The organism is Pantoea sp. X-Soil-MYKO-1785 (genome assembly GCF_059730675.1).
In genome coordinates this window covers 1,271,072-1,288,468 of the sequence record NZ_AP036000.1, presented here as the reverse complement: position 1 = coordinate 1,288,468, position 17,397 = coordinate 1,271,072, and the positions used below count along the sequence as shown (strand labels likewise).

Genomic DNA, 17,397 nt, shown 5'->3' with positions numbered 1-17,397 from the left:
GCAGTGAGTTGACGTGCTACAGTAATGACGCACTGATAAGACAAGGGAATTGCCCATGAAACAGACCTCTGCCCTGCTCTCTGACTTACGCCGCCTGGTCGGCCCCGCCCATCTGCTCACCGAACCTGAACAGACCGCCCGTTACCGTAAAGGCTTTCGCTCCGGCGAAGGCGACGCGCTGGCGGTGGTGTTCCCTGCCACCCTGCTGGAGCTGTGGCGGGTGCTGCAAACGCTGGTGAACGCCGATGCCATTATTCTGATGCAGGCGGCCAATACCGGCCTGACAGAAGGCTCCACCCCGCACGGCGACGATTACGATCGCCCGCTGGTGATCATCAGCACCCTGCGGCTGGATAAGCTGCAGTTAATTGATGACGGTAAGCAGGTGCTGGCGTTCCCGGGCAGCACGCTCTATCAGCTGGAAAAAGTGCTGAAGCCGCTAGGACGCGAACCGCATTCGGTGATTGGATCGTCGTGCATTGGGGCGTCGGTGCTGGGCGGGATTTGTAATAACTCTGGCGGATCGTTGATCAAACGCGGCCCGGCCTACAGCGAAATGGCGCTGTACGCGCAGATTGATGCGCAGGGAAAACTGCGGCTGGTTAACCACCTTGGCATCGATTTAGGCCAGTCACCGGAAGAGATCCTCGGCCGGCTGGATGACGATCGCTGGCAGCAAACTGATGTCCATCATGACGGTCGCCACGCCTCCGATCACGATTACGCCAGCCGGGTGCGTGAAGTCGATGCCGATACGCCAGCCCGCTATAACGCGGATGCACGCCGCCTGTTTGAGGCATCGGGCTGTGCCGGTAAACTGGCGGTGTTCGCCGTGCGTCTCGACACCTTTGCCACCGAGCCTCAGCAGCAGGTGTTTTATATCGGCACCAACGATCCGAGCGTGCTGAGCGATATCCGTCGCCACATGCTGGCGCACTTCAGTAACCTGCCGGTGGCGGGCGAATATATGCACCGCGACATCTATGACATCGCTGAAGTCTATGGCAAAGACACCTTCCTGATGATCGACAAGCTGGGCACCGACAAGATGCCGCTGTTTTTCACCCTGAAAGGCCGCGTTGACGCCTGGCTGAGCAAACTGTCGTTTATTAAACCGCACTTCAGCGACCGGCTGCTGCAGCGCCTGAGCCGGCTGTTCCCGGCCCACCTGCCGAAACGCATGAAGCAGTATCGCGACAAGTATGAACACTATCTGATGCTGAAGATGTCAGGCGAGGGCGTAGCAGAAGCCCGCAACTATTTACGCGACTACTTCCGCGAAGGCGGCGGCGAATTCTTTGAATGTGAAGGCAAAGAAGGGGCTCACGCTTTTCTGCATCGCTTTGCCGCGGCGGGCGCGGCGGTGCGTTATCACGCGGTGCACGCAGATGAGGTGGAAGATATTCTGGCGCTGGATATCGCCTTGCGCCGCAACGATCCGGACTGGTTTGAAACCCTGCCCGAGGCGATAAAAGCCTCACTCAGCCATAGCCTCTACTACGGCCACTTCTTCTGTCATGTGTTCCATCAGGACTACATCGTCAGGAAAGGGGTCGATGCGCATGCCCTGAAGGCGCAGATGCTGGAGATTTTACAGGCGCGCGGTGCGGAATATCCGGCTGAGCACAACGTCGGACACCTCTATCAGGCCAAACCGCAGCTGGCGGCGTTTTACCGGCAACTCGATCCCACCAACAGCTTCAATCCGGGCATCGGCAAAACCAGTAAACTGAAAGGCTGGGCGGTCAGACAGCCTTAAGCTTTCCCCGTTAGCGCGTCTGCTGCCAAAGCCTGCCGATCTGAGCAGGCTTTTTTTACGGGTTTATCCGGTTTTGTTGAATATTTTCATCGTCGCCATATTTTTTCATCCGGATTGTTTACGTCAGCCAATATTTATCATCCATAAAATCAACATTCATTATTATATTGTGATGGCTTTATTTTCGCATTATTTCTTTCTGCGTAACCTTTCACAAAATATCGTTCTCCTCATTGATAATTCGCGCTGCGAAAAATAGATTGGCCCCGGTGTTCGTTTATGACACCCCGCACCCTGTCACTCTTTGCAGCAAGGAATCGCAATGCGAAAATTTAATTACGCGTTAGCTTTAATGGAATTAGTTATTTTAATAACTGCCTGTTACGCGTTATTCTTCCAGCCGGTGAAGGCGGCTGGCTTTACCGACGATTCTTCGCTGGGCGGTAATCTTTTTTACTGGCAGCGTCAGCGTGATCGAAAAGAGATCGACCCGAACAGTGAGCACAACGGTGAATATCGGGCTAACCTGCACCACACTACGCTTAACGCTAATCTCGACTTCCAGTCAGGGTATGCCGCCAACTGGCTGGGCCTCGATCTCGCCGTGTTCGGTGCAGCCGAACTGGCCCATAGCGGCCCGGCCGCGCCGAATGAAATTGGCTTTAGCCGGGCACGTAATCGCTGGGATGAAGCGTGGCAGGGCGACACCCGCGGTGCCTCGCTGTATAAAGCGGCGCTGAAAGCCCGATATCAGAACTACTGGTTACGGGCGGGTTATATTCAGCCAGCCGGACAGACATTAATTGCGCCACACTGGAGCTTTTTACCCGGCACCTATCGCGGCGCGGAAGCCGGTGCAATGTATTATTTTGGCCAGGCGGGCGAATTATCGTTTTCATATCTGTGGAGCGATAAATATAAAGCACCCTGGTATCGTGATTTATATCATTTCCGACAGGCCGATGGCGTATCAGATATTCGTTACCTGCACGCATTCGGCATTAAATATGATTTCAAAAACAGTCTGGTGCTGGAAGGCGCTGTTGGTCAGTCAGCTGGCTATATCAATCAATATTTTGCTAAAGCGTCATGGGCCATTCCGCTTATTGGCAGCGATCTGCGAACCAGTTATCAATTTTACGGCGCGCAGGATAAACAGCACGGCGGAGCCAGCAATGTCAGTGATGTTTATGACGGCCTCGCCTGGTTACAGGCGATCACCTTCGGCTATACCGTCGGTCCGGTCGATTTGCGGCTCGAGGGCAGCTGGGTCAAAGCAGAAGGCAATCAGGGCTTCTTCTTACAGCGCATGACCCCAGGCTACGCCAGCTCCAATGGCCGTCTGGATATCTGGTGGGATGCCCGCTCTGACTGGAACGCCAACGGTGAAAAAGCAATCTTTGCCGGTGCCCTGCTCGATTTAACGCCGTGGCAGCTGGCGGGATGGAAAGTGGGCGGTTCCTGGGTCTGGGGCTGGGATGCAAAGCCTTCCAGCCAACCCGCCTTCGATCAGCGCCAGCGGCTGACTGAATCAGCCTGGAACCTCGATCTGATCTACCAGATTCAGCAGGGTCGCGCCAAAGATACGCTGTTTAAGCTGCACTACACCCGCTACGACAATCACAGCAATCTGCCCAGCTACAGCGGCGGCTACGGCAACATTTTTCAGGATGAGAAGGATATCAAGCTGATGGTGATCGCACCTTTCACCCTGTTCTGACTTTGCGGCTCTGACCCGGCTATCGCTTCTGCCGACATAAGGATATAGAAAATGGTAAACCCTCGTTTTTTCGCGCTCAGCCTGCTGAGCGTTGCCCTGGCCAGTCACGCCAGCCTGTCCGACCAGCAGATTGTTAATCAAATCAGCCAGTTCGGCGTCACTTATCAGGTGACCGATAATCTGGCTGCCCTGCACGGCACAAACTGCGCCGCACTGGGTGCCGACTGGTCTTCCTGTAACCGCGCCACCCTTACCCTGACCAATCATGGCCCGGCGCTGACCAGCAAAAACTGGGCAATCACCATGAGCAACGTGCACCAGACGCTGCGGGTAGATAACGACCAGTTTAAGATGACGCACGTTGTTGGCGATCTGACACGCCTGGAGCCAACCGACAACTTCACCGGTATTGGCGCGGGTGAATCGGTGACGATCCCAATCGTTAACGAGTACTGGCAGCTGTTTATCACCGATGTGATGCCGCGCTGGTATGTGACCGCCGGGGCGGCGACGCCAAAAATTATTGCCAGCACCGACAGTGAGGATCTGAGTCAGTTTGTGCTGCCCTTCGGCGATAACTGGCGACGCAGCGCCGACGACCAGAACATCCTGATGCAGCCGGTCAGCCGTTTTGATAAAAACAGCGATATCGCCACCCTGCCGGCCTCGGCGTTACGCGGTCAGATCAGCCCGACGCCGCTTGAGGTCAAAATTCACCCGAATGATGCCACGCTCAGCCACGGCGTGAAGCTGTCGCTTAACGGACTCAACACTGCCACTCGCCAGGTGGTCAGCCAGCACTTCGAACGGGTGGGGGTTAAATAGAGTGCGGCAGGCTACGCGATCGCCAGCGAAATCCGGCCCGACCATTTCAGTGGCAAACTGGCGAAGGCCGGTGCCTACCAGCTGAATATCAACAGCCGCAGCGCCCGGGTGGTGGGCTACGATGCCGCCGGCGCTTTTTATGGTCTGATGTCGATTCTGTCGCTGGTGCCTGCCGACGGCACAGCGCAGATCGCCACGCTGGAAGCGCGGGATGCGCCGCGTTTTGCCTATCGCGCCGCCTTTCTGGATGTGGCGCGTAATTTCCACAGTAAGCAGGCGGTGCTGCGGTTGCTCGATCAGATGGCGGCGTGGAAGATGAACGTTTTCCACTTTCATCTCAGCGACGATGAGGGCTGGCGCATCGAAATCCCCGGCTTAGCGGAATTAACCGGGGTGGGCAGCCAGCGCTGCCATGATGTCAGCGAGCAGCGCTGCCTGCTGCCACAGCTCGGCTCCGGGCCGTTTAGCGACAACAACGGCAGCGGTTACTTCAGCCGCGCCGACTACATTGAGATTGTGGAGTATGCCAGGGCCCGCCATATCACCGTGATGCCGGAGATCGATATGCCAGCCCATGCCCGCGCGGCAGTAATCGCCATGGAGGCGCGCTATCAGCGGCTGATGCGCGCCGGGCAATCCGAACAGGCCAGCGCCTATCGCCTGCGCGATCCGACCGACGATTCCAATACCACTTCGGTACAGTTTTACGATCGCACCAGCTACCTCAACCCGTGCCTTGATAGCTCTCTGCGCTTTGTCGACAAAGTGATCGGCGAGATGCAGGCGATGCACCGTCAGGCGGGACAACCTTTAACCCGCTGGCACTTCGGCGGTGACGAAGCGAAAAATATCCGTTTTGGTGCTGGCTATTCCGATCGCCAGCACCCTAAGCCCGGCACGGGCCTGCGCGACTGGCAACAGGAAGATCAGCCGTGGGCGAAATCGCAGGTCTGTCAGGCGCTGGTAAAGAGTGGAAAAGTCACCGACCTGACCCACCTGCCGAGCTATTTTGCGCTGGCGGTAAGCAAGACGGTTAACCGGCACGGTATTGGCAATATGCAGGCCTGGCAGGATGGTTTAAAAGACGCGCAGAACGCCCGCGCCTTCGCCACGCCGCGGGTGGCGGTCAATTTCTGGGATACCCTCTACTGGGGCGGTTTTGACAGCGCCGGCGACTGGGCGCAAAAAGGTTACGATGTGGTGATCGCCAGCCCGGATTACCTCTATCTGGATTTCCCGTACGAAGTGAATCCATTTGAGCGCGGCTATTACTGGGGCACTCGCTTCAGCGATGAACGTAAGATATTTGCCTTCGCACCGGACAACCTGCCGCAGAATGCCGAAACCTCGACCGATCGCGATGGTAAATATTTCACGGCTAAATCGGATAAGCCGTGGCGCGGTGCCTATGGCATCTCGGCTCAGCTGTGGAGTGAAACCGTGCGCACCGACCCACAGATGGAATATATGATTTACCCCCGCCTGTTCGCCGTGGCGGAACGCAGCTGGCATCGCGCCAGTTGGGAGCTGGACTATCAGGCCGGACGCGAATTTATCGGCGGTCAGACCCGTCTGGTGGATCGCCACGCACTGCAGCAGGACTGGCAACGCTTCGCCAATCTGCTGGGACAGCGTGAGCTGGCGAAGCTGGATAAATCCGGTATTGGCTACCGCCTGCCGCAGCCTGGTGCGAAAATTATCAACGGGGTGCTGACGATGAACGTGGCGCTACCGGGCGTGACGCTGGAGTACAGCCTGGACAAGGGCAGCCACTGGCTGCGATATGATACCACCCGACCGCCAGCGGTAAGTGGTGCGGTGCAGATCCGTTCAGTGAGTGCTGATGGCGAGCGTCACAGCCGGGTTGAAACGCTGTAAGGCACAGCGGCAGTTGAAGCGGTCAGCCTGCTGCCGGATCGGTAGGGACCCGGCGCAGTGCGCCACGATGAAAGGCCGCCCGGCGTGAGATAAAAAAGGCCGACATGCGTCGGCCTGATATTTATGACAGCAGCTGCTCGTCGGAGGAGGCTATTGCCGCCTGCGGGCGACGCTCGATAATCATGGTTTGCGGCGTCGAGAGCATAATGCCCTCTTTACGCAGGCGGGTCAGAATATCAAACAGCAGGTCACTCTTCGCGCTGGAGATCTGCCGCTGCCCGGCTACGTTGCCGGTCACGCTCAGCACAATCCCCTGCTGGGTCAGATCTTTAAACGACACCGACGGCTCTGGCGTATCCAGAATGCGTTCGTTTTCGTTGTAGACCTCCAGCAGGATATCGCGAACTTTAGAAGGATCGATATCCAGCGGGAAGGTGAGCAAAATCGTCACCACACCCTGCGCATTCCCCATGGTGGCGTTACGCACGTTCTGCGAGATGAACTGCGAATTCGGCACGATAACGGTAGATTTATCGCTTAACTGGATCTCGGTGGCACGCACGTTAATCCGGCGGATATCCCCTTCAATGCCGCTGATGGACACCAGATCGCCCACTTTGACCGGACGCTCGGTTAACAGGATCAGCCCCGAGATAAAGTTCTTCACAATCTCCTGCAGGCCAAAACCGATACCGACCGACAGCGCACTGACAATCCACGCCAGTTTGTTCCATTGCAGCCCCATGATCGACAGGGTCAGCAGGATAATCAATACATAGCCGATGTTGCTGAACAGCGTCACCAGCGACACCCGCATGCCGACATCCATGGTGGTTTTTGGCAGGAAGTCATTGTCCAGCCAGCGGCAAATCGACCGCAAAACATAGATGCCGACCACCAGGCAGACCAGCGCGTTGACCATATGCGCCGGCACAATATTCAGCGACTCCAGCCCTTTACCGCCCCAGAACTCAATCGCTTTTTGCAGCAGCTCAATCGGGGTTGAAGAAGCAAAGGTGCCGTTCAGCAGCGCCAGTACCACAAACAGCACCAGCACGGTTTTGCCGAGGGCCGTCAGCAGCGTAGCGGTTTGTTGCAGATGGCGCTCGTTGATATTCAGCGAGCTTTGAATACGCCGTCCGGAAGAACTACTGGTCGAAAACAGGCTTTCACAGCCATCACTTAGCAGATGGCTGAGGAAATAGAACGAACCAAACAGCAGGCCGCACCAGATCACCTCATAACTGAGGAAGCGCGCCAGCGTCACGTAGCCGATCACCAGCGACAGCAGGATCGCCAGCGCCGTCAGGGTCAGGCCCATCTGAATCAGCCCGGCCAGCGTCGATCGCGCTTCCGGCGGCGTGCCCGCCTGCGTCATGCGGCGGCGAACCCGGTTGGTGCGGATGCTGATCGCCAGCGCGGTGCTGCCAATCAGTAACGCCGTCAGGCCGTTGGCGAAGATAGTGGTGTTCAGGCTGGTGCCGACGCTGTAGTTAAACGCCTCCACCGTCTGGAAGATAAACACCAGTACGGCAGTGATCGGCGGAAAAGGCTTCAGCGCCATCGCCACTTCATCAGAAATGGCCGGCAGACGCCAGCTTGGCCGGCGGGTCGAGAGAAACGCCCGCCCCAGGCCGGCAATTAACCCGCAGAACACGCTGAGCTGCACCAGGCTGTCGACAAAATCCTGAACGTTGTCAGATACTTCATAACGGCGGGTTAACGCCAGCGCGATAAAGTTGAAGGTCAGGACCACCGCCACCAGCGTGGTAATGGCAATCGCCGCCGCGAGGAAGCTGCGACGCAGTCGCCCTTCCGGCAATTTGTGAATGCTGACCCAGGCGAGAAACTCTTCACTGTAGCGACGACCGAGCGTCATCACCAGCAGCGCCGCCAGTACCCAGGCCACGCTGCCAAAGCGCCAGCCCGGCTCCCACGACAGTGCCGCGGTATCCTGCAACTCCTGCAGGAAGTCGCCGATTTTTTCACCGTCCAGATCCTGACTGTTGAGCACCGGTGCCCAGAAGCGCGGTCCGAGGATGCTGCCCGAGTTGAGTGCCAGCTGGCTCTTCAGCTGATCGCGCCGCAGGTTAACGATTTGCGATGAGAGCATCAGCGCACCGTTTTTGATGCCCTCGGCCTGTTTAATCTGATCGTCAAGCTTGCTCTTCTGATTCTCCAGCGCATTACGTTTACGCGTCACCTCCGACGTTTCTTTCATGCCGCTGTCCGGCTTCGGTGCCGGTCCCAGCACCGCCAGCTGAGCATCAAGCTGCTGGCGATCGGGCAGCAGGGCCTGGCCCAGCGTGTCGGCGTTGCCTGACAGCTCCAGCGCCATTTCATTCAGCTGCGTCAGCTTGCTTTCGCCGGTATCGCCCGAAATCTGACTTTTAATTTTATCGAGGATCTTCTGCATTTTAGGCAGTTCGACCGCGGCATTGAGCTTCGGTGGAGCATCTTGTTCTTGCGCGGCACTCGCCGCATCATCCGCTGCCTGCGACCACGCCGGGGCAAACGCCACCAGAGCCAGCATTAACAGCGCAAAAAGGGATCGTAGCTTAAACATATCAGTGAGATTCCAGCAGCATATACAGGCGATCTACCCTCGCCATTCACGCGTAGTGTAGGGTTTTGCAAGCGATGAAACTATAGGAATAGCGGGCAATTATTGTTCCGTATTCAGGCTGTTCCGGCCGCAACGGAAACCACTGGCTTGCGCCGCGCCCGGCAGGCAGATCACGGCGGTTGCCGCCGTGTCGCCCTCTCCAGCCGCAGAGACTTTCCCGCTGCGCCTGGAGCGTCACAGCGGTGAAAATTTACTCAGCGTCGGCACTGCTGGCACCGTTGCTGGCGACCAGACCTGATTTCTGTTTTTTGTAAGCCAGCGCGGCAGCGGGAACCGGCGCAGCCTTACCGGTTTCAATCCAGTCGCGCAGGCGGTTGGCATCGGCGAAGTGGGTATATTTGCCAAAGGCGTCCAGTACCACCAGCGCCACCGGGCGATTGTTAATCATGGTGCGCATCACCAGGCAGTGCCCCGCCTCGTCGGTGTAACCGGTTTTGGTCAGCTGAATGCGCCAGTCATTTTTGTAAACCAGATGGTTGGTGTTACGAAATGGCAGCGCATAGCTCGGATGGGTAAATACCGCGGTTTCTTCTTTGGTGGTGCTGAGTGCGCCAAGCAGCGGATATTCGCGCGTCGCCTTCAGCAATTTAATCAGATCTTCAGCGTTGGAGACGTTTTGCGTCGATAAGCCCGTCGGTTCAACGTAACGGGTATGTTTCATCCCCAGCGCGCGCGCTTTGGCGTTCATCGCCCGGATAAAGGCGTTATAGCCGCCAGGATAGGCATGCGCCAGGCTGGCAGCGGCACGGTTTTCAGACGACATCAGCGCCAGCAGCAGCATATTGCGGCGGCTGATCTGGCTGTTGAGTTTGACGCGTGAAAATACCCCGCGCATTTCCGGCGTCTGGCTGACATCGACCGTCAGCATTTCGTTCATTGGCAGGTGTGCGTCCAGTACCACCATCGCAGTCATCAATTTAGTGATCGAAGCAATCGGCCTGACGCGATCCGGATGGCTGGAAAACAGCACTTTATTAGTAGTGAGATCGACAATCATCGCGCTGCCAGAGGCAATCTGCGGTTGCGCAATCGGCGCCATTTGCGACAGCGAGGTAGCCGCCTGCGCGGGGAGTGCCATCCCCTGCCCGGAAACGAGCAGCGCCAGCGAGAACAGAGTGAAACGAATTTTTGCAGGCATCACAGAAAAAAGACCCGGTTGAAATTGTGCGCTGTGTCAGACACAGGCCGCCGGCGTCAAGGCAGTCAGAGCGCGGGCTGGCAGCAGCATCATACGCTGAAGGTTAAGAAATTTCCTGGTGAGATTGTTTCCGGGCATTAAAAAGCGGGCTGCCACCAGACCGGTGGCAGCCACAGATCAGAACAGGCGTGGTCCGTAACCCCACAGAATCACGGTCATCGCCAGTAACACTTCAAATACCAGCACGCCAATTGCCAGCGTTGAGCCGGAAAAACGCAGGCTCTCTTCACGGTCAATATTGAGAAACAGCGGAATGCCGATATAGAGCAGATAGCCGGTATACACCAGCGCTAACGCGCCCACCAGCACGCAGAGCCAGACCAGCGGATAGAGCGCCACCAGCCCGCTGAGAAACAGCGGCGTCGCAACGTAACCGGCAAATACGGTACAGCGCTGCACGCCGGGCCGTTGCGGATAATTACGTGCCATCCAGTGGATTACCCGGCCCATCACCGCGACGCCACCGAGAATAATCAAATAGAACAGAATACCCAGCCCGATCCCGGTCGCCAGATTAAGTTGCACAAACTGCCCCTCGCCCAGGTTCCAGCCCAGCTGGGTGGTGCCAATAAAGGCGCAGATAACCGGAATGGCCGCCATCAGCAGGACATGGTGAGTGTAATGGTGCGAGACGCTCTCATTCTCTTGCTTGATATGGCGCATTTCCTGATTCGGATGCGCCAGAAGTCCCCAGACATGATTCATACAGTCACTCCTCTGATGCGAAGGGCTGCCCGGAACGGCAAGAGGGTCTCTGAGGGCAGCGACACTTCAAGTATAAACGGCAGTACAACTTTCGTGGCGACCGGGCAAAAAAACAGCAAAAATAAGCGCGGTGGCGGTCGGCGGGCGGAAGCGAAGCGAAATCGCGTATAGACTTAAGTAAACAGCGATAAACAGGGAGTGCCATTTTGCATTTGGATATCAACGGATTAATTACCCAGTACGGCTATCTGGCGCTGCTGATTGGGTGTATCGCCGAAGGGGAAACCTTTACCCTGCTCGGCGGTGTCGCCGCACATGAAGGACTGCTGCACTATGCTGGCGTGGTGGTGGCCGCAATGGCCGGCGGCATCATCGGCGATCAGCTGCTCTACTGGATTGGTCGCCGCTACGGTGCACGCATCCTGCGGCGGCTTAAAAAACATCAGGATAAGGTGGTCAAGGCTAACCGGCTGATCAAACGTCGACCGAGCCTGTTTGTGATTGGGGTGCGCTTTATGTATGGCTTCCGCCTGATTGGCCCGATCATCATTGGTGCCAGCCGCCTCAATCCGATGAAATTCTTCATTCTCAACGTGATTGGGGCGGCTATCTGGGCGCTGATTTTCGTCACCCTCGGCTACTTTGCTGGCGGCATCATCGCCCCGTGGCTGCACAAACTGGATCAGCACCTTAAACATCTGCTGTGGCTGGCCGGTGCCATTGTGTTTGCCTTTGCGCTGCGCTGGGTGATCCGCCGCTGGCATAACCGTCGGGCCGATCAGTAACCTTTAAACTGCGGATTCGCCAGCATGAACCCACCATCAATGATAAACGACTGGCCGGTGGTGTAGGTCGCCCACTCGGAGCAGAGCCACGCCACCATGCTGGCAATTTCGTGGGTGTCACCGGGCCGGCCAGCCGGAATTTCCGGCATCTTCACCTGGTGCGCATCCTCATCGGTCATCTTGTTCATCGGCGTGGCGATCGCGCCCGGTGCCACCGCATTGACCAGAATGTTGTGTGGCAGCAGGCTCAGCGCCATCGATTTGGTCAGGCCGCCGGCCGCATGTTTTGCCGCCGTATAGGCTACCGAACCAGGCAGCGGCGTGTGTTCGTGCACCGAAGTGATATTGATAATCCGTCCGCCTTCGCCCTGCTCAACCATTTTGCGGGCGGCAATCTGGCCACAGACAAACACGCCATCGACATCCACCGCGAAGGTTTTACGCCAGTCTTCATAGGTGACATCGAGGAAATCCGCTTTGAAATTGGCACCAGCATTGTTTACCAGCACATCAATCCGGCCAAACTTATCGATCAGCTGTTGCAGCGACTGACCGCCCTGCTCCGGGTCAGCCAAATCCAGCTGAATAATTTCGGCGCGGCGGCCAATCTCCCGCACCCGCTGTGCGGTGCGCTGTGCGCCCTCTTCGTCTGAACGCCAGGTAATACCAATATCGAAGCCCTGCTCTGCCAGCATTTCGGCGCAGCGGCTGCCAATGCCTGAGTCTGATGCGGTGATAATGGCGACTTTGCTCTGGGATGTGGTCATAACGGCCTCTTTAAGGAAAGTGTCATCATCAGTATAACCATCCTGAAAAATTCGCCTGCCGTCAGCGCCCATTCGGTTAATCGGAGGCTGCCCCGACCGCTACGCTGAATTAACCCTCTGTGCCAGGCCGCTGCTGACGCTGCCGCCTCGACTATAGTTAGCAGTGACATTAACAGGGAGATCAGGATGAGTAAGGTAAAACGCAACATTGAGGACCACGGCGTGATTGGCGATTTGCGCACCTGCGCGCTGGTCGCCAATGACGGCACCATCGATTATCTCTGCTGGCCTGAACTCGACAGCCCATCGGTCTTTTCCGCGCTGCTCGACAGTGATGACGCCGGGCTTTTCTCTCTGGCCCCGGACTGGCAGGACGTACGCCGCCAGCAGCTCTACCTGCCCGACACCAACATTTTACAGACCCGCTGGCTGGGCGATGAAGGCGTGGCCGAAATCACCGATTACATGCCGATTTGCGATGATGATGCCAAACTGCCGCGGCTGATCCGGCGGGTAAAAATGGTGCGTGGCAAGGCGCGATTTAACATGCTTTGCTCACCCCGACACGACTACGCCCGGGCGCAGACCCGCGCCGAAGTGCAGCGCGGCTGCATCGATTTTCATGCCGAAGGCCAGCCTTCGCTGCGCCTGGCCGCCACCGTGGTGATGACGCTGGAAGAGAACTGCGCCACCGCCAGTTTCACCCTGCAGGCTGGTGAGCATGCCGAATTTGAATTTGGCAGCGTCAACGATGCGCACATTGAAGCGCTCTCTACTGAACACTGCTTCGAAGATACGCTGAATTACTGGCGTCGCTGGAGCGCCCGCAGCACCTATCAGGGCCGCTGGCGCGAGATGGTGCAGCGTTCCGCCCTGGCGCTCAAGCTGCTGACCTCGCATCGCCACGGTTCGATTGCCGCCGCCGCCACCTTTGGCCTGCCGGAAGAGTTGGGTGGCGAACGCAACTGGGATTATCGCGCCTCGTGGATCCGCGACGCCTCGTTCAGCATGTACGCCCTGATGCGTCTGGGTTACGTCGATGAAGCCAAACATTTTACCCAGTGGGTTGGACGCTGCGTCGAAAACAGCCATCACGATGAGATGCGCCTGCAGGTGATGTACCGGCTGGACAGCGGCACCGAACTGCACGAAATGGAGTTGCTCAATCTGTCGGGCTACGGCGATTCACGCCCGGTGCGGATCGGCAATGATGCCTGGCAGCAGACTCAGCTGGATATTTATGGCGAGCTGATGGATGCGGTCTATCTCGCCAATAAATATGGCGAAGCCATTTCACAACGCGGCTGGCTGCACGTTACCAAAATGATCGATCGGCTGTGCGACAACTGGAATCAGCCTGATGCCGGCATCTGGGAGATGCGCGGTCAGCCGGAGCATTTTCTTCACTCACGGCTGATGTGCTGGGTGGCGATGGACCGCGCGCTGCGTCTCGGCATGAAGCGATCGTTACCGATGCCGTATGAGCGCTGGGATCGGGTGCGCCGCGAGATCCGCGAAGATATCTGGGCCAACTTCTGGAACAGCGAGCGCGGCCATTTCTCCTCGACCCGCCACGGCGAACATCTTGATGCCTCGATGCTGCTGATGCCGCTGGTGCGTTTTGTCGGCGCGACCGATCCTGACTGGATTGCCACGCTGGATGCCATCAAAACTAACCTGGTCAGCGACGGCATGGTACGGCGCTACAACATTGATGAAACCCCGGCTGACGGCCTGCAGGGATCGGAAGGCTCGTTTGGCGCCTGCTCCTTCTGGTATGTCGAATGCCTGGCGCGCGCTGGCCGGATTCAGGAAGCTCATTTCGAATTTGAAAAGCTACTGAGCTACGCCAGTCCGCTCGGGCTTTACGCCGAGGAGTTCGACAGCCGCGGTCATGCGCTGGGCAACACGCCGCAGGCGCTGACCCATCTGGCGTTAATCAGTGCCGCCTTTTTTCTGAATCGTAAACTCAGTGGTGAGGTGACGTTGTGGCAGCCGTGAGACCGGCTTTTTACCGTGGTCAGCAGCGGAAAAATGCCGATATAACACGGTAAGTTACGTAAAGTATTATCGGCAGGTTAAAATCCTGATTCACATCGTCAGATTAATGAACATATAATGCGCAGCAGGTCACATTGGCCAGCATGGGTTCGACACATTGACAAGCCTGAAACATGGCGATAAAGACTTGTAAAATATGAAAATGAGCATTCGCGCGTTCGCTTCAATCGCATTGGCTTTGGCGGCGTTTAGCCAGTCAGCCTTTGCTGTGGTTTACCCGTTACCGCCGGCCAACAGCCGATTGATCGGGGAAAATATCGAGATTACTGTTCCTGAGGACAGCACGTTGCCGCTGGAAGCGTTTGCGGCGCAGTACCAGATGGGCCTCAGCAACATGCTGGAAGCCAATCCGGGGGTTGACGTTTATCTGCCAAAGGCTGGCAGTAAAATGATCATCCCACAGCAGCTGATCCTGCCTGACGCACCGCGCGAAGGCATTGTGATTAACAGCGCTGAGATGCGTCTTTACTACTACCCGAAAGGCAGCAAAACCGTGGTGGTATTGCCGATTGGTATCGGTGAACTGGGTAAAGATACCCCGATCAACTGGACCACAGCGGTAGAGCGTAAGAAAGATGGCCCGACCTGGACGCCAACCAAAGCGATGCACGCAGAATATGCGGCGCGCGGCGAGAATCTGCCTGCGGTGTTCCCGGCCGGTCCGGACAACCCGATGGGGCTGTATGCGCTCTATATCGGCCGTCTGTATGCGATTCACGGTACCAACGCCAACTTCGGTATTGGTCTGCGCGTCAGCCACGGTTGTGTGCGTCTGCGTGCTGAGGACATCAAATGGCTGTACCAGAATGTGCCGGTCGGGACACGCGTACAGTTCGTTGATCAGCCGGTAAAAGCCACCGTTGAGCCAGACGGATCGCGTTATGTCGAAGTACATAACCCGCTGTCGACCACCGAAGAGCAGTTCAACTCACGTGAACTGGTGCCGATTACGCTGACCCAGGCCGTCAGCAAAGTGCTGGTGGACGCCAGTGTCAATCAGGACCAGGTGAACGGTGCCATTCAGGGCCGTACCGGTATGCCGGTAAAAGTGAACGGTGTGGAGAACAACATCCAGACCGCGCCGGTTGACGTGCCAGAGAACCCGCAGGCTGCACCGCAGGAGCAGCCGATGACGCCGGTGACCTCACAAGGGGCTAACACCGACGCCGCGCAACCACCGCAGCCCGCCGCTGCCGCTGCGCCAGCCACGGCCAATAACCCGTCGTAATCGCCGTTACGCTCACCGAAGCCAGCGCCTGTCGCTGGCTTTTTTATTGCCTGCGTTGCCGGTTTTTTCCGTTGCCTTCCTTCCCCGCCTCCTGATTGCCCACCGCCGGCTGAGCCTGTCGCCGCGTCCGATCGCCCGCCAGTCCGTCATGTTACTGTCATACAAAGCGCGTATCACACTGCGTTGTACCGGTGCAAATCAGCAGCCGGCATCAGCAACTCGAGGTACACCATGAGCGAAAACAGTCTTTCTTCTTCCTCATCGACCCGGCGCCCTGATTTCAACGGCAAAAGCAGCCGCTTTAGCAAGCCGCTGTTTTTCATTCTGCTGGTGGCCGGACTGGCCTTTGCTGGCCTTAATCTGGTCAATGATGTTGAACAAACCAATATGCCGGTGACCAGCTATCTGCCGTTCTTTTTGCTGGGACTGGCGCTGCTGATCGCGCTGGGCTTTGAGTTCGTCAACGGCTTTCATGACACCGCCAACGCCGTCGCCACGGTGATCTATACCCATTCACTGACCCCAGGCAGCGCGGTGATCTGGTCCGGCATCTGTAATTTTCTGGGCGTGCTGCTCTCCAGCGGCGTGGTCGCTTTTGGCATCATTTCTCTGCTGCCGGTCGAGCTGATTCTGCAAGCCAGCAGCGGTAACGGCTTTGCCATGGTTTATGCTCTGCTGTTCTCGGCGATTATCTGGAACCTCGGCACCTGGTATTTCGGTCTGCCCTCCTCCTCTTCGCATACCCTGATTGGCTCGATTATCGGCGTCGGCGTGGCGAATGCGATGCTGCACGGTCGCAGCGGCCTGAGTGGGGTCGACTGGGATCAGGCGCTGAAGGTCGGCTATGCGCTGCTGCTGTCGCCGGTGGTCGGGTTTGTTTGCGCCGGGCTGCTGCTGTGGACAATGAAGCTGTTTATCCGCAATCGCCAGCTCTATAGCGCGCCACAAAACGACCAGCCACCGCCGGTCTGGATCCGCGGCCTGCTGATCCTGACCTGTACCGGGGTCTCGTTTGCGCACGGTTCAAACGATGGTCAGAAAGGAATGGGGCTGATTATGTTGATCCTGGTCGGCACCATGCCGATCGCTTACGCCCTCAACCGATCGCTGCCCGCCGATCAGATCCCGCGCGTTGCGGCATTAACCGAAGTCACCGAACATCAGCTGCTGCAACTGCAGCCAGCCGCGCCTCAGCCACCGGCCGCCCGTGACGTACTGATCGGCTTTGTCGGCAGCAGCCAGTTCAACCCCAACGTGTTACCGGCGCTGGCGATGACGCTCAGCGAGATTGGCGACCAGATTCGCCGCTACGGATCGATGGAAAATATCCCGGCCCAGGCGGTAGCCAACACCCGTAACCAAATGTACCTCGCGTCTGAGTCGATCAAGCACCTGCAAAGTGCCGAAGTGAAGCTGCCGGAGGAGACCGAACGTAACCTGAAAGCGGTCAAAACCGAGCTGGACAGTGCCACCCGCTTTATTCCGATGTGGGTAAAAGTGGTGGTGGCGATTGCGCTGGGGCTGGGTACCATGGTCGGCTGGCGACGGATTGTGGTGACGGTGGGCGAACGGATTGGTAAAACCCACCTCAGCTATGCTCAGGGGGCCAGCGCCGAGCTGGTGGCGATGGCGACCATTGGCGCCGCAGACGCCTTCGGCCTGCCGGTTTCTACCACCCACGTGCTGTCATCGGGCGTGGCCGGCACCATGGCGGCCAACCGTTCCGGTTTACAGCTATCGACGCTGCGTAATCTGGCTATCGCCTGGGTGCTGACGCTGCCGGTGTCGATTCTGCTCTCCGCCCTGCTCTACTGGCTGTTTATTCATCTGTGATAGCCTGACACC

Annotated in this window: 10 protein-coding genes and 1 pseudogene; 7 read left to right on the top strand and 4 right to left on the bottom strand. The window is 57.5% G+C overall.

Annotated elements, in window-relative coordinates; translation table 11 throughout:
- The first annotated feature begins 55 nt into the window (after positions 1-55).
- The 3 genes and pseudogenes from dld (at position 56) to AC6I8D_RS05985 (ending at position 6,182) form a co-directional block, all read left to right on the top strand.
- The gene (dld, locus tag AC6I8D_RS05995; protein ID WP_312052902.1) at positions 56-1,759 is read left to right on the top strand and encodes a D-lactate dehydrogenase; all 1,704 of its coding nucleotides are present in this window, start codon (positions 56-58) and stop codon (positions 1,757-1,759) included.
- A gap of 352 nt (positions 1,760-2,111) precedes the next feature.
- The gene (gene chiP / locus AC6I8D_RS05990; RefSeq protein WP_497820657.1) at positions 2,112-3,479 is read left to right on the top strand and encodes a chitoporin ChiP; all 1,368 of its coding nucleotides are present in this window, start codon (positions 2,112-2,114) and stop codon (positions 3,477-3,479) included.
- A 51-nt stretch (positions 3,480-3,530) separates the two neighbouring features.
- Positions 3,531-6,182 (top strand): annotated as a pseudogene (locus AC6I8D_RS05985) (beta-N-acetylhexosaminidase).
- A 121-nt stretch (positions 6,183-6,303) separates the two neighbouring features.
- Here the strand turns inward: AC6I8D_RS05985 and AC6I8D_RS05980 are convergent.
- From AC6I8D_RS05980 to AC6I8D_RS05970, 3 genes are all read right to left on the bottom strand, one after another.
- On the bottom strand, positions 6,304-8,748 hold the full coding sequence (locus AC6I8D_RS05980) for a DUF3772 domain-containing protein (RefSeq protein ID WP_497819784.1): 2,445 nt from the start codon (positions 8,746-8,748) through the stop codon (positions 6,304-6,306).
- A 250-nt stretch (positions 8,749-8,998) separates the two neighbouring features.
- Complete coding sequence (gene pbpG / locus AC6I8D_RS05975; RefSeq protein WP_497820656.1) at positions 8,999-9,946, bottom strand: D-alanyl-D-alanine endopeptidase; 948 nt, start codon at positions 9,944-9,946, stop codon at positions 8,999-9,001.
- Positions 9,947-10,123: 177 nt separating this feature from the next.
- A complete protein-coding gene (locus AC6I8D_RS05970) occupies positions 10,124-10,711 on the bottom strand; it encodes a Yip1 family protein (protein WP_312052908.1) in 588 nt (195 codons plus the stop codon).
- Positions 10,712-10,917: 206 nt separating this feature from the next.
- Here AC6I8D_RS05970 and AC6I8D_RS05965 point away from each other — a divergent pair, with 206 nt between their 5' ends.
- Positions 10,918-11,496 (top strand): DedA family protein, encoded by a 579-nt coding sequence (locus tag AC6I8D_RS05965; RefSeq protein WP_312756351.1) that lies wholly within the window; start codon positions 10,918-10,920, stop codon positions 11,494-11,496.
- Here the strand turns inward: AC6I8D_RS05965 and AC6I8D_RS05960 are convergent.
- The gene (locus AC6I8D_RS05960) at positions 11,490-12,263 is read right to left on the bottom strand and encodes an SDR family oxidoreductase (protein ID WP_312052911.1); all 774 of its coding nucleotides are present in this window, start codon (positions 12,261-12,263) and stop codon (positions 11,490-11,492) included. The two genes, AC6I8D_RS05965 and AC6I8D_RS05960, sit on opposite strands and share 7 nt — an antisense overlap.
- Before the next feature lie 186 nt (positions 12,264-12,449).
- Between AC6I8D_RS05960 and AC6I8D_RS05955 the strand changes: the two genes are divergently transcribed.
- From AC6I8D_RS05955 to AC6I8D_RS05945, 3 genes are all read left to right on the top strand, one after another.
- Positions 12,450-14,264: a glycoside hydrolase family 15 protein gene (locus AC6I8D_RS05955; protein ID WP_312756349.1), complete on the top strand. Its 1,815-nt coding sequence runs from the start codon at positions 12,450-12,452 to the stop codon at positions 14,262-14,264.
- A 196-nt stretch (positions 14,265-14,460) separates the two neighbouring features.
- Positions 14,461-15,552, top strand: a complete 1,092-nt coding sequence (locus AC6I8D_RS05950; protein WP_312052915.1) for a L,D-transpeptidase family protein — start codon at positions 14,461-14,463, stop codon at positions 15,550-15,552.
- 231 nt (positions 15,553-15,783) lie between these two features.
- Positions 15,784-17,385 carry an inorganic phosphate transporter gene (locus tag AC6I8D_RS05945; protein WP_312052917.1) on the top strand — a complete coding sequence of 534 codons (1,602 nt, stop codon included), beginning with the start codon at positions 15,784-15,786 and terminating at the stop codon, positions 17,383-17,385.
- The last annotated feature ends 12 nt before the right edge of the window (positions 17,386-17,397 follow it).

What these genes read in the sequence shown, in the direction of transcription:
- dld (WP_312052902.1), top strand. Translation starts at nt 56, where the DNA reads ATGAAACAGACCTCTGCCCTGCTCTCTGACTTACGCCGCCTGGTCGGC.
- chiP (WP_497820657.1), top strand. Translation starts at nt 2,112, where the DNA reads ATGGAATTAGTTATTTTAATAACTGCCTGTTACGCGTTATTCTTCCAG.
- AC6I8D_RS05980 (WP_497819784.1), bottom strand. Translation starts at nt 8,748, where the DNA reads ATGTTTAAGCTACGATCCCTTTTTGCGCTGTTAATGCTGGCTCTGGTG.
- pbpG (WP_497820656.1), bottom strand. Translation starts at nt 9,946, where the DNA reads ATGCCTGCAAAAATTCGTTTCACTCTGTTCTCGCTGGCGCTGCTCGTT.
- AC6I8D_RS05970 (WP_312052908.1), bottom strand. Translation starts at nt 10,711, where the DNA reads ATGAATCATGTCTGGGGACTTCTGGCGCATCCGAATCAGGAAATGCGC.
- AC6I8D_RS05960 (WP_312052911.1), bottom strand. Translation starts at nt 12,263, where the DNA reads ATGACCACATCCCAGAGCAAAGTCGCCATTATCACCGCATCAGACTCA.
- AC6I8D_RS05955 (WP_312756349.1), top strand. Translation starts at nt 12,450, where the DNA reads ATGAGTAAGGTAAAACGCAACATTGAGGACCACGGCGTGATTGGCGAT.
- AC6I8D_RS05950 (WP_312052915.1), top strand. Translation starts at nt 14,461, where the DNA reads ATGAAAATGAGCATTCGCGCGTTCGCTTCAATCGCATTGGCTTTGGCG.
- AC6I8D_RS05945 (WP_312052917.1), top strand. Translation starts at nt 15,784, where the DNA reads ATGAGCGAAAACAGTCTTTCTTCTTCCTCATCGACCCGGCGCCCTGAT.